We start from the raw sequence: 13,630 nt of genomic DNA on the forward strand, positions 1-13,630 counted from the left end.
CCTCATAGATTAGAAGAATAACTCCTTAATCAATGCCGTTAAGAAAATATTCGCAAGTGCAATTGGCAATAATACTTTCCAGCCAAACTCCATTAACTGGTCACCTCTTATACGCGGGAACGTAACGCGGAACCAAATTAATAGAAAGACTACACTGCTAAATTTCAAAGCAAACCATACAGCTCCTGGAATAAATCCAAGGAACATGACTGGATTCCATCCGCCTAAAAAGAGCACTGTAATTAAAGATGCCATTCCGAAGAAATATACGTACTCTGAAAGCATGAAAAACGCCCAGCGAAATCCTGAGTATTCCGTATGATATCCAGAAACAAGTTCTGACTCTGCTTCCGGTAAATCGAACGGCGTCCTATTTAACTCTGCTACCGCTGCGATTAAGAATACGACGAAACCGATTGGTTGCACGAAAATATACCAAACATTCTCCTGCGCTGCTACAATTTCATTTAAATTCAGACTACCAGCTAACAAAACGACACCAATTACACTCATTACGAGCGGAATTTCATAAGAAATCATTTGCGCCGCCGCACGCATCCCTCCTAAAAGGGAATATTTATTATTTGATGCCCATCCTCCGGTCACGACACCAATCGTCGTAATACCAGAAACAGCAATGTAATACAGTAAGCCTACGCCAATATCCGCGAACTGAAATTTATCAGTAAACGGGATGACTGCAAGCACCATAAATGCCGGTGCGAATGCAATAACAGGTGCTAATATAAACAACGGTTTATCTGCCGCTTTCGGAATACTATCTTCTTTCAGTAATAGTTTTAAAACATCGGCTACCGTTTGCAGTAAACCGAATCGACCCCCAACTTGGTTTGGTCCAATCCGCCCTTGCATAAATCCCATCACTTTCCGTTCTGCCAAAATACCATATGTAACGAAGCCCAGGACTGCAAATAATAGAAGCACCGCTAATCCGAAAAAAATGAAGAAATTCGTCCAGCTTGAAGGTGATTGTAAGAGCGTTTCAATCATTAGCCATCAACCTCCCCAAGTACAATATCAACTCCACCTAAAATCGTAATTAAATTGGCGATGTTTTCACCTTTCAATAACTTCGGTAAAATTTGCAAATTGTAAAAAGACGGCCTGCGAAACTTCAAGCGGTACGGCTCTTTCTTTCCGTCACTAGCAATATAGCAACCAATCTCTCCTCGCGGTGATTCTATACGGACAAACGCTTCTCCTTTAGGCGCCTTAATGATTTTCGGCACTTTCGCCAGCACAGCTCCGTCTTTCGGGAACTGCTGGACAGCTTGCTCAACAATCTTTAATGACTCCTCAATCTCTTGCATGCGGCAAACGTAACGATCCCAAGCATCTCCCACGCTCCCAACAGGAATATCGAAGTCAAAACGATCATAAATAGAGTACGGTTCATCCTTGCGAAGATCCCAGTTTACTCCCGTACACCGCAAATTCGCTCCGCTTAAAGAATACGAAATTGCTTCTTCCGCGCTATATATACCAACGCCTTTTACACGATTTAAGAAAATCTCATTACCGCTAACGAGATCATGATAACCTGCCAATTGTTCTCTCATATACGGAACGAATTCTTCCACTTTTTCGATCCAACCATCCGGCGCATCCCACTTTACACCCCCGACTCTCATATAGTTAAAAGTAAGCCGGGCACCGCATAATTCATTTAATAAATTTATAATCATCTCTCGTTCACGAAACGCGTACAAAAACGGACTGACCGCTCCTATATCAAGAAGATTTGTCCCCCACCAAACGAGGTGACTCGCAATCCTTCCAAGCTCCATTGCAAGCACTCGCAAGTATTCGGCCCGCTCCGGGATTTCAAGCCCCATCATCGTCTCTACAGCATGGCAAATGACGTAATTATTCGTCATGGCCGATAAATAGTCCATTCGATCTGTATAAGGGATAATTTGCGTATACTGTAAGCTCTCGGCAATCTTTTCGGTCCCGCGATGCAAATATCCAATAACCGGTGTAGCTTCTTTAATAATTTCCCCATCAATCTTAATAACAAGCCTGAACACACCGTGCGTACTCGGATGCTGAGGCCCTACATTCAAAAGCATTTCTTCCGTACGGATCATTAGCTACACCTCCACATCATGCGGTTCATAATCTTTCCTAAGCGGGTGCCCTATCCAATCATCTGGCATTAAAATACGTGATAAGTTGGGATGCCCCTTAAATACAATACCGAGCAAATCATACGCTTCTCGCTCCGGCCAGTCCGCGCCTTTCCAAAACGCTGTCACCGATTCTACTTGCGGTTCTTCCCTATCCAGCTTCACCTTCACCGCTACTGACTGTTTCTTTCCATATGAAAATAAATGAACATACACTTCCATATGTGTCACAAAATCTGTCGCATGTAGCTCTGACATATAATCAAATGCAAGTCCCTCGTGGAACCGCAGTAATTCCATCACTTCATAATACTTTGAAGGCTCCACTACAAGAGTTGGCACATCTTTTGAAAGTTTATTAATGTAGGAATCTACTAATATATCCTCTCCTATTTTCCCCTTAATAATTTCAACATACTGATTTAAATACGGCTGATTCACGGATGGCTCTTCCTGCTTTGTTTCCTCTTCCTTCTTACCTTCAGCACCCTTTGTCTTCGCCCTTGCAGCCGCTGCGGCTTTTGCCTTCGCTGCTGCAATCGCCTTCGCCTTTTCATCTCCCGAATCCCCATCACCTTGCGAGGCCTTCTGCTTCGCTAGAGCCGCTGCTTTTGCCTTCGCTACCGCCACGGCCTTTGCTTTCGCCTTAGCCTTGTCCTCTTCCGTTACTTCTTCGCTTCCTTCTCTTTTTCGCTTCGCTAACGCCGCTGCTTTTGCTTTTGCGGCTGCCACGGCCTTCGCTTTCGCTTTGGCCTTTTCTTCTTCCGTCACTTCTTCGCTTCCTTCTCTTTTTTGCTTCGCTAATGCTGCTGCTTTTGCTTTTGCCGCGGCGGCTGCCTTCGCTTTCGCTTTGGCCTTTTCTTCTTCCGTCACTTCTTCGCTTCCTTCTCTTTTTTGCTTCGCTAATGCTGCTGCTTTTGCTTTTGCCGCGGCGGCTGCCTTCGCTTTCGCTTTGGTCTTTTCTTCTTCCGTCACTTCTTCGCTTCCTTCTCTTTTTTGCTTCGCTAATGCCGCTGCCTTGGCTTTTGCGGCCGCGACGGCGCGGCGTTTTGCATCTTCCAAAGTCATTTCACTATCTTTTGGTAGCGCTTTCTCTTTTTCTCGATTTTCTTCCTCAAGTTGACTTATTTCTGCATCATGTTTCGCAACAAGACGCTTTCTTGCCTCTTCTTTCGCACGCCTAGCCGCTTCTCTTTTCAAATCCTCCAAGTCTTTGTTTGGATCACTCATTTATTCGTCACCTGCTTTCCCGTCTTGGCCTCGTAACGAATTTTCTCTTTCAATTTATTAATTCCATAAATTAAAGCAGCGGGATTTGGTGGGCAACCAGGAATATACACGTCAACTGGCACGATTTGATCTACACCTTTCACAACAGCGTATGAATTTACATATGGACCACCTGCTGTCGCACAAGATCCCATTGCAATAACCCATTTTGGCTCGGGCATTTGATCGTATAAACGCCGAACAATAGGAGCCATCTTCTTCGTTACCGTTCCCGATACAATCATAACGTCCGATTGCCTTGGTGAAGTCCGAAAAAATGACCCAAATCGATCTAAATCATAATGTGATGAACCTACTCCCATCATTTCAATTGCACAGCATGCTAGTCCGAATGTCATCGGCCATAAAGAATTGCTCCGTGCCCATCCTTTCAATTGCTCCAATGTAGAAAAAAAGATATTTCGTTCTAATTCCGCACGTTCATTTGGATGTAATTCCTCAAAATTTATAACCATTGTAACACCTTCTTTTTCCAAGCATACGCTAATCCAACTAGCAACATTACAACAAAGATGAGCATTTCAATCAGTGCAAATAAACCGAGCTTGTCATATGCAACAGCCCATGGATATAAAAATAAAGTTTCTACATCAAAGATGACAAACAATAAAGCAAAAATATAATAACGAGCATGAAACCGAATATTCGCATCATGAAAAGGCTCAATCCCACTCTCATACGTCGTCGCTTTCGCTGCACTTGGTTTGTTTGGACGCAGCATCCTTCCTAATGTAAGAGCCACTACCGGCAGCAATATGCCTAATAGCAAGAAAATCAAAACGATCATATAACTATTTTCATATACACTTGCCATTGTGAAACCCTCCCCCCTGAATTAAGAACAAGTTCACTTAGTAAACAATATGTCCTAGTTGCAGTAATTATTATTTTTAAATTTTTCTAAATAATGCAACTATTTTAATCATTATAGCAAACTTCAAATTCCTATGTCGATATGTTGGGGACAGAAACGAGAATTATTAAAATCTGTTTTTATAACTCGCGCCATACCTGTGCAAAATAAATATAAAAATTATATATGTTTTTCAAGAAACTATAAAAAATAAAAGAGGAATTTATATGTATATACCGTGGGTGAGATAAATGAAAAAACAAACACATGTAAGTATTCTTATAAGCATTATATTGTTGTCTATAGTGACTCATTACGTAGCAATGCCTTTTCTATACGAATACTCATTTCCTTTTCAAGTATTAATTGGGATGAGTTCACTATTCATTGATATTATCGCTTGTAGCTATATACTTTATTTTTCAAACATGAAAGAAGGGTTACCCCGTTTATTTTGGACCGTATTATCTGTTGGAACCCTCTCTTATTTCATTGGTGATATCGTCGTTGCCTATCAACGTTTAATTTTAAAGGACTACTATACATTCGTTGATCCGTCCGATTTTTTTTACCTACTTTTTTTAATTAGCTTTGCATTTGCCTTTCTATATGAAATCATTTATAACCGCGATTTATTAGAAAAACTTTTTATGATATGCGATATTTGTATTATTGTTACAGCACAATTCACTTTAAGTTACTACTTACTTATCGAACGCACAATTCACGTTTCTTCAACATCCTATGTCGACATATTTGTTCAACTTACCTATCCAATGGCTGATTTACTTTTTCTTTTAATAGGAATCAATCTGTTATTCAAGCCATTATCCTTATTACCCAAAAAAGTTGGCGCGCTTCTTGGCGGTGCTTTAATTTTATATGCTACTACAGACGCGATTTATGCTTATATTAAATACTTCACACCCGAGTATTCTATGTTTACAGTTACCCCTCTCTATCAAGTAACTTTAGTACTAGTAGCAATCGCCTGTATTCTGCATACAAAAGAACCCGAAAAACAAGAACAAGTACTATTAACACCTAAAATTGGTGAGTCGATCAGATTGTCATTACCTTATATTTCTGTAGTCATGCTTATTGTTTTTATATTAGTTGAATACGTTTTTGCACCTATTGTAGTAATTGGGCTCATGATAACTTTCTCCTTCGTTCTCATACGCCATAGTTTAGTTCGAAAACAAAATAAAATATTATTACTAGCCCAAATGCAATTCAACTTAGAACTCGAAAAACAAATTGAACTACGTACAGAAGATTTAGTAGAACAAAAAAATGAACTATACCATAACCAACAAATGTTTAAATCTTTATACGAGCACCATCCAGATCCAATTTTCACATTAGACTTGTACGGTAATTTTCTTAATGTGAACAACGCTGGTACTACTTTACTCGGTTATCAAACGAATGAATTATTAAATCAACCTTACTATTCCCTTATGTATGAAGAAGATTTGGAAGAAATCATTAATGCCTTTCATCGCGTAAAAAAGGGGAAATCTATTTCTTTAGAAATACGGGCATATCATAAAAATAGAGATATTTACTACTTGCATGTTACAGCTGTTCCTATCTTTTTAAAGAATCATATTTCTGGAGTTTATTTAATGATTAAAGATATTACGGAAAGCAAACAACAACAAGAACAAATTAATTTTCTAGCATATCATGATACGTTAACAGAGCTTGCAAATCGTCGTGCATTTCATCAATATGTAGAACAAGCAATTGCTCGATCCGAAATATCAAAAAGGCCTTTTGCTGTTATGTTTCTCGACCTAGACCGCTTTAAAGTTATTAATGACACCCTCGGTCATAGGGTAGGAGACCTTCTATTAATTGCAGTAGCAAAAAGACTTGAAAGACTATCGACACCAAATATGAAGCTTGCCCGATTAGCTGGGGATGAATTCACAATCCTTATTGAGAATTATAAAAAAAGACCCGATGTAAAAAAAATAGCTGATGCGATTGTAGCAGACATGAACGAACCATTCGAAATTGAAAATCAACATTTAAAAATCTCACCAAGCATCGGGATTGCAATATATCCTGAAGCAGGTGAAGATCCATTATCAATCTTGCAGCATGCCGATATGGCCATGTACGAAGCAAAAAACAAAGGGAAAAACGGTAGCTCTCTGTACACGAAAGAATTGTATAAAAAAATGGAACGAAAAGCTCGAATTGAAAAAGATTTACCACTCGCTTTAGTAAACGAAGAATTTTATCTCGTCTATCAACCACAAATTGATATTACGACGAAAAAAATTATTGGAGCTGAAGCATTAATACGCTGGAAACACCCACTCCTAGGTGATATTCCGCCATGTGAGTTCATTCCAATTGTAGAAGAGACACCACAAGTCGTGCCACTCGGTCATTGGGTATTAAAAGAATCTTGTCGTCAGTTAAAAATATGGCATACTTTCGGCTACAAAGATTTAAAAATAAGTGTGAACTTATCAGCAAAAGAGTTCCAGCAAGATAATTTAATCCAGAACATTTCACAAATCATAACAGACATTAAAGTCGATCCAAAGCATGTAACACTTGAGTTAACAGAACGAATTGCAATGATCGATGAAAAAGAAACATTATCAAGACTAAAACAATTAAAGGAATATGGTATTCAAACGTCCATTGATGACTTCGGTACCGGCTATTCTTCTCTCGCTTATTTATCCATTTTCCCTATCGATACATTAAAAGTACCTAGAGAATTTACACAACTAGCCGATCATCGGCCTGAGGAAAGAGCCATTGTTTCCACTATCCTTTCCCTTGCAAATACTTTAAATCTTTCCGTCGTCGCTGAAGGAATTGAAACAGAAAAACAACTTAAGTTTCTACAAAAAAACAACTGTAAATATATGCAAGGTTACTATTTCAGTAAACCACTTACTAGTCATCAATTCATAAAATTTCTACAAAAAACACCCAGTATGAACCAATAGCTCATACTGGGTGTTTTTATCATGCTATTTGCTGACAGTAAAACTAGTCATCAACGTGAGATGCCCCACTTTATAGTGTCGGAATTGTTTTCTCGTAATATTCCTCTGCAATCTCTTCATAAAAAGCTGCTGACGTCGTATAAAAATATGGAATTAGCCATAGGAATCCAATTCCTAACGTAATACAACTTAATATAAACCAACCGATAAAGCTTAAACATAAAATGAAATACTCCATCTTATGTCCATCCATCATACGACGGCTTTCTGTAATAGCTTGATTTATAGAATACTCAGGGTGATCATTTATAATAAAGTACGTCATCGCATAAGAAAATGATTTAATAATGCCTGGAATAATAAATAGTAAAAACCATAAGAAAATATAAATGTTCACTACTATATATAATAAAAATGACTTGATAAACTTACTTCCTTCTGTAAACCATCTAAATATATGCCCAATACGCGCTTCTTTCTCACGAAGAATATGTAGTGCTAAATAATAACCACCTAGCGTTAATGGACCTACCATCAATATTGAAATAACGTCTACTGAAAGTGAGCTATTTACTTCTTTCCAATCCCAAACCTGAGAGAAAATAAAATTAATACTAAAACTAAAAGCTGAAATAAGAATCGAAATCAGTAATGTTGCACCGACAGCTAATCCCCATTTCCCTTCTAATGAATCTAGCGCTTCTCCTTTTAAATCACTAATCATAATCGTCCTCCTATACGTAATAACTCTATTAGTATAGCATGTTCCTACTACAATTCATCTTTTGAAAGATGGCGATAAAAATGCGCTGTCGTTGTACTCATATACGGGCTAAGCCAAAGAAAACCTATTCCAAGTGTAAGAATCGCTAAAATTGCCCAACCTATAAAACTCAACCACAACAGAAACAGATCCAATTTGTGCCCCTTCATAAGATGCTTACTTTCTTTCATTGCCTGTGAAACACTATATTCTGATTTTTCAACCATCACATAATACGTCATTGAATACGAAAAATACAGGATAGTCATTACAATACCCGAGATAGCTAATAAAATAAAGAAAACGATTATGAACGATGGGTTTGCACTCTCATCAAAAAAACCTAATGTCCCAAACACAATCATTCCTAACATTGGCACCCATGCACCTGTATATAACAAAATTGCAACCATAGCCCACATTGTTTTCATCATTCTTTTAAAACCACGGAACCCTTCAAACAAGTAATCCACTCTAGCATCTTCTCTTTTACTTATTTGTAGAAACACATTCGTATAACCGTATGTTGTAATACCATAAGCTGCATAACTTAAAATTATCATAAGACAATAAAAAAACCCAAACGTAATCACAGCTGCAATTCCCATCACTTCTTCTCCAATTGAACCGATTGAGATAGAAGCTAAAAGAAATATTATAACTCCTGGAATTAATAATATAAGCATTACAGCCATTGAAACGACGTAACTTATGATATGATATAAAATCGTTGATCCAACACCTAGTCCCCAATTTCCCTTTAAAGAGTGCAACGCTTCTCGTTTCATTTCACCAATCATTTATTCATCTCCTTTATAAATTGTTGTACATTCTCTACTTATACAAGCATCAATATAATTATACCATTTTTGTAAAATTATCCATGAACTACAAAAAAATCCGCAAAGGCAAAGCCTTTACGGATTTTTTTATTTCATATCGGAAACGTTTAAACGGTTCACAGCACGTTGTAATGCCATTTCTGCACGTTTAAAGTCAACATGTGCTTGTTTATCTTGCATACGTTGCTCAGCGCGACGCTTCGCTTCATTTGCACGATGGATATCGATATGGTTTGCTTCTTCAGCAGATGATGATAATACAGTTACTTTATCTGGACGAACTTCGATAAAGCCACCGCTTACCGCTACATAATCAGTGTGTCCACCATGTTTCAGACGAACTGCACTAATTTTTAATGGTGCAACAGTTGGAATGTGGCCCGGTAAGATCCCCATTTCCCCACTCTCTGCTTTTACGCTTACCATTTCTACTTCTTTTTCGTAAACCGGTCCATCAGGAGTTACAATACTGACTGGAAATGTCTTCATAATTCGTCCCTCCTAAGGCCTTACGCCATCATTTTCTTCGCGTTTTCAATAACTTCTTCAATGCCACCAACAAGGCGGAATGCATCTTCTGGAAGGTCATCATATTTTCCTTCTAGAATTTCTTTAAATCCGCTAACTGTATTTTTTACAGGTACGTAAGAACCTTTTTGACCTGTAAACTGCTCAGCTACGTGGAAGTTTTGAGATAAGAAGAATTGAATACGACGAGCACGATGTACAACTAACTTATCTTCTTCAGATAACTCATCCATACCTAAGATAGCGATGATATCTTGAAGCTCTTTATAACGCTGTAAAGTTTGCTGTACTTGACGAGCTACTTCATAATGCTCTTCTCCTACGATTTCTGGAGAAAGCGCACGAGATGTAGATGCTAATGGATCTACGGCTGGGTAAATACCCATTTGTGTTAAACGACGCTCTAAGTTTGTTGTTGCATCTAAGTGAGCGAACGTTGTAGCTGGTGCTGGATCCGTATAGTCATCGGCTGGTACATATACCGCTTGGATAGACGTGATAGATCCTTTATTTGTAGATGTAATACGCTCTTGTAATTGACCCATTTCTGTTGCAAGTGTCGGTTGGTAACCTACCGCAGATGGCATACGACCAAGAAGGGCAGATACTTCAGAACCTGCTTGCGTGAAACGGAAGATATTATCGATGAACAGAAGTACGTCTTGTCCTTGCTCATCACGGAAATGTTCAGCCATTGTTAAACCTGTTAATGCAACACGTTGACGTGCTCCAGGTGGCTCGTTCATTTGTCCGAATACCATCGCAGTTTTCTTAATTACGCCAGAATCGCTCATTTCGTGGTATAAATCGTTACCCTCACGAGTACGCTCACCTACACCAGCGAATACAGAGATACCACCGTGTTCTTGTGCGATGTTATTAATTAATTCCTGAATTAATACAGTTTTACCTACACCGGCACCACCGAATAGACCGATCTTACCACCCTTAATGTAAGGAGCAAGTAAGTCTACTACTTTAATACCAGTTTCAAGAATTTCTACTTTAGTAGATAATTCTTCGAATGCAGGTGCTTGACGGTGAATTGGATCACGACGTACATCGGCAGGAACCTCACCATCTAAATCAATTGCATCACCTAATACGTTAAATACGCGACCAAGTGTTGCATCACCAACTGGTACAGAGATTGCTTTACCAGTATCTTCTACTTCTGTACCACGAACAAGTCCGTCTGTGGAAGACATTGCAACTGTACGAACTGTATCATCACCTAAATGAAGTGCAACTTCAAATGTTAAGTTAATGCTTGTTCCGTTTTCGTTGCTTTGTTTTACCGTAAGGGCGTTGTAGATTTCTGGTAGCTTTCCGCCATCAAACTTAACGTCTACAACCGGACCCATGATTTGCGTAACGCGCCCTTTATTCATCGGGTTCCCTCCTAGCTTTCTTTTAATTAGCTAACTTGCTACGAGCAGTTAGCTTTTCATTTTTTATTGGTTTATAGCTTACGCGGCTCTTTTGAAAGAGCCGCCTACGCTTTTTATTGAATCTAGTTCCAGCGGCTAGAACAGTCGCTTCCACTTTTTATACTACTCTAACGCTGCTGCTCCACCAACGATTTCCGTAATTTCTTGCGTAATCGCTGCCTGACGCGCACGGTTGAATGAAAGTGTAAGTGAATCGATAACTTCCATTGCGTTGTCTGTAGCACTCTTCATTGCTGTCATACGCGCTGCGTGTTCACTTGCTTTACCGTCTAGTAATGCACCGTACACTAAGCTTTCTGCGTATTGTGGCAATAGTACTTTTAAAATTTCTTCTTCAGAAGGTTCGAATTCATAAGCTGTCGTCGGTTTATCAGACGCCACATCAGTAAGCGGTAAAATTTTATTTTCCGTTACTTCTTGTGAAATTTTACTTACGTAATGATTGTAGTAAATATACAGCTCATCATAAGCACCATCTGCAAACATCGCAATTGCTCGAGAAGCAAGATCTTTAATATCAGTAAATGATGGGTGGTCAGATAGTCCAACTACTTCATCAATGATGTTAAAGCCGCGACGTTTTAAATAATCACGTCCTAGTCGGCCAAGCACAATAATTGAATATTGGTTTGAGTCCATATTATGACGTTCACGAATTACGTTACTTACTGTACGTAATACGTTACTGTTATAACCACCTGCTAGTCCGCGATCAGATGTAATAACGATGTACCCTGTACGCTTTACAGGACGCGCATTTAGCATCGGATGATTAATTCCTTTACTTCCTTGCGCAATGCTCGCTACTACTTCTTGAATCTTTTCCATATACGGAACGAAAGATTTAGCATTTTGCTCTGCACGGTTTAACTTAGATGCAGATACCATCTCCATCGCTTTCGTAATTTGACTCGTTTTCTTTGTCGAGTTAATCTTCGCTTTTATATCGCGTAAAGATGCCACAGGTTTTCACCACCTTTTTTCCGGAAGTTGGCACGATTAGTAAGAGTTCTCTTCCTAATCTACGTTGCAAGATATTCTTGCTCATGATTGAAGGAAAAGAATAGGTGCACCTACTCTTTTCCTTTACATAACCGTCAGCAATCTCAAAACTTGAGATGCCTATATATATTATTATCTAGCTCCAGCGGCTTGAATGTTCGGTGGCTTCACTTCTTCCTACGAGGCAAAGACCGCCTCTTCGTCAGAAGCTCCATCCCCCTCACATTCAGGACGAGCCGCTTCCGCTTTTATTATTCAGAAGCTACGAATACTTTTTTAAATCCATTAATAGCTGCTGCAAATTTGTCGTCATCCGCAAGTTTCTTAGTTGTGCGGATTTCTTCTAATAAGTCAGTCGCATTAGAATCTAACCAAGCATGTAATTCTTCTTCGAAACGAGTGATATCTGCTACTGGGATATCATCTAGGAATCCACGTGTTAAAGCGTAAAGAATGATAACTTGTTTCTCTACACGTAACGGTTTGTGTAATCCTTGTTTTAATACCTCAACAGTACGAGCACCACGGTTTAGTTTCGCTTGAGTTGCTTTATCAAGGTCAGAACCGAACTGAGCGAACGCTTCTAACTCACGGTAAGATGCAAGGTCAAGACGAAGTGTACCTGATACTTTACTCATTGCTTTAATCTGAGCAGATCCACCTACACGAGATACAGAAGTACCCGCATCGATTGCTGGACGTACGCCAGAGAAGAATAGGTCAGATTGTAAGAAGATTTGTCCATCCGTAATAGAAATTACGTTTGTTGGGATGTATGCTGATACGTCCCCTGCTTGTGTTTCGATGAAAGGTAGTGCAGTTAAAGAACCGCCGCCTCTTGCATCACTTAATTTTGCTGCACGCTCTAATAAGCGAGAATGTAAGTAGAATACATCCCCTGGATAAGCTTCACGACCTGGAGGACGACGTAATAGTAATGAAAGCTCACGGTAAGCCGCTGCTTGTTTTGATAAGTCATCATATACTACTAATACGTGTTTACCATTGTACATGAACTCTTCACCCATTGTTACACCAGCATAAGGAGCTAAGTATAATAATGGAGCTGGTTGAGAAGCAGATGCAGTTACAACGATTGTGTAATCTAATGCACCGTGCTTACGTAGTGTTTCTACTACGTTACGTACAGTTGATTCTTTTTGTCCGATAGCTACATAGATACAAATCATATCTTCATCTTTTTGGTTAATGATTGTATCAAGTGCAACTGCTGTTTTACCTGTTTGACGGTCACCAATGATTAACTCACGTTGACCACGCCCAATTGGTACAAGAGCATCGATCGCTTTAATACCTGTTTGAAGTGGCTCATGAACAGATTTACGATCCATTACACCTGGTGCTGGACTTTCGATTGGACGAGTGTTTGTTGTATTGATTGGGCCTAAACCATCAACTGGTTGACCTAATGGGTTTACAACACGACCGATTAGTTCTTTTCCTACTGGTACTTGCATGATGCGACCAGTACGACGAACTTCGTCACCTTCACGGATTTCTGTGTAAGGTCCTAAAATGATAATACCTACGTTGTTTTCCTCTAAGTTTTGTGCTAGTCCCATAACGCCGTTAGAGAACTCTACAAGTTCACCAGCCATAACGTTATCAAGACCATGAGCACGCGCAATACCGTCACCAACTTGGATAACTGTACCAACATCACTAACTTCGATTTCAGACTGATAGTTCTCGATTTGTTGCTTTATCAGTGCGCTAATTTCTTCAGCTCTGATGCTCATGTGCTTCACC

General features: G+C 39.3%; 12 protein-coding genes. 1 reads left to right on the top strand and 11 read right to left on the bottom strand.

The genetic code is table 11. The features are described 5' to 3' along the window. Positions 1-9 precede the first annotated feature (9 nt). Genes nuoH through nuoA form a run of 5 tightly spaced genes read right to left on the bottom strand, consistent with a single transcriptional unit; the run spans position 10 to position 4,254 of the window. Entirely contained in the window at positions 10-1,011 is a 1,002-nt protein-coding gene (nuoH, locus tag MHB74_RS26185) for an NADH-quinone oxidoreductase subunit NuoH (RefSeq protein ID WP_000573437.1), read from the bottom strand. Continuing rightward, positions 1,011-2,111: an NADH-quinone oxidoreductase subunit NuoD gene (nuoD, locus tag MHB74_RS26190; protein WP_000621434.1), complete on the bottom strand. Its 1,101-nt coding sequence runs from the start codon at positions 2,109-2,111 to the stop codon at positions 1,011-1,013. The genes nuoH and nuoD overlap by 1 nt, the downstream gene beginning before the upstream one ends. 3 nt (positions 2,112-2,114) lie before the next feature. Beyond that, a complete protein-coding gene (locus MHB74_RS26195) occupies positions 2,115-3,380 on the bottom strand; it encodes an NADH-quinone oxidoreductase subunit C (RefSeq protein WP_340844660.1) in 1,266 nt (421 codons plus the stop codon). Further along, positions 3,377-3,895 carry an NADH-quinone oxidoreductase subunit NuoB gene (gene nuoB, locus MHB74_RS26200; RefSeq protein ID WP_000236331.1) on the bottom strand — a complete coding sequence of 173 codons (519 nt, stop codon included), beginning with the start codon at positions 3,893-3,895 and terminating at the stop codon, positions 3,377-3,379. Before nuoB ends, MHB74_RS26195 begins: the two co-directional genes overlap by 4 nt. Then, on the bottom strand, positions 3,886-4,254 hold the full coding sequence (nuoA, locus tag MHB74_RS26205) for an NADH-quinone oxidoreductase subunit NuoA (protein WP_000179273.1): 369 nt from the start codon (positions 4,252-4,254) through the stop codon (positions 3,886-3,888). The genes nuoB and nuoA overlap by 10 nt, the downstream gene beginning before the upstream one ends. 290 nt (positions 4,255-4,544) lie before the next feature. Between nuoA and MHB74_RS26210 the strand changes: the two genes are divergently transcribed. Then, positions 4,545-7,274, top strand: coding sequence for a putative bifunctional diguanylate cyclase/phosphodiesterase (locus MHB74_RS26210; protein WP_061680016.1), 2,730 nt, complete (start codon positions 4,545-4,547; stop codon positions 7,272-7,274). Between the two features lie 70 nt (positions 7,275-7,344). On the opposite strand, the gene MHB74_RS26215 is transcribed toward MHB74_RS26210, so the two are convergent. The 6 genes from MHB74_RS26215 to atpA form a co-directional block, all read right to left on the bottom strand. Further along, positions 7,345-7,998: a DUF975 family protein gene (locus tag MHB74_RS26215; RefSeq protein WP_061680017.1), complete on the bottom strand. Its 654-nt coding sequence runs from the start codon at positions 7,996-7,998 to the stop codon at positions 7,345-7,347. 47 nt (positions 7,999-8,045) lie between these two features. Then, the gene (locus tag MHB74_RS26220; RefSeq protein ID WP_061680018.1) at positions 8,046-8,837 is read right to left on the bottom strand and encodes a DUF975 family protein; all 792 of its coding nucleotides are present in this window, start codon (positions 8,835-8,837) and stop codon (positions 8,046-8,048) included. A 129-nt stretch (positions 8,838-8,966) separates the two neighbouring features. After that, complete coding sequence (atpC, locus tag MHB74_RS26225; RefSeq protein ID WP_060487972.1) at positions 8,967-9,368, bottom strand: F0F1 ATP synthase subunit epsilon; 402 nt, start codon at positions 9,366-9,368, stop codon at positions 8,967-8,969. Positions 9,369-9,388: 20 nt separating this feature from the next. Beyond that, complete coding sequence (gene atpD / locus MHB74_RS26230; RefSeq protein ID WP_001032603.1) at positions 9,389-10,798, bottom strand: F0F1 ATP synthase subunit beta; 1,410 nt, start codon at positions 10,796-10,798, stop codon at positions 9,389-9,391. Between the two features lie 162 nt (positions 10,799-10,960). Further along, positions 10,961-11,821: a F0F1 ATP synthase subunit gamma gene (gene atpG / locus MHB74_RS26235; protein ID WP_000157696.1), complete on the bottom strand. Its 861-nt coding sequence runs from the start codon at positions 11,819-11,821 to the stop codon at positions 10,961-10,963. Between the two features lie 290 nt (positions 11,822-12,111). Continuing rightward, positions 12,112-13,620 (bottom strand): F0F1 ATP synthase subunit alpha, encoded by a 1,509-nt coding sequence (gene atpA / locus MHB74_RS26240; RefSeq protein ID WP_000027514.1) that lies wholly within the window; start codon positions 13,618-13,620, stop codon positions 12,112-12,114. Positions 13,621-13,630: the final 10 nt, after the last annotated feature.

It is taken from the genome of Bacillus sp. FSL K6-0069 (assembly GCF_038007785.1).
GTDB classification, from domain to species: domain Bacteria; phylum Bacillota; class Bacilli; order Bacillales; family Bacillaceae_G; genus Bacillus_A; species Bacillus_A mobilis.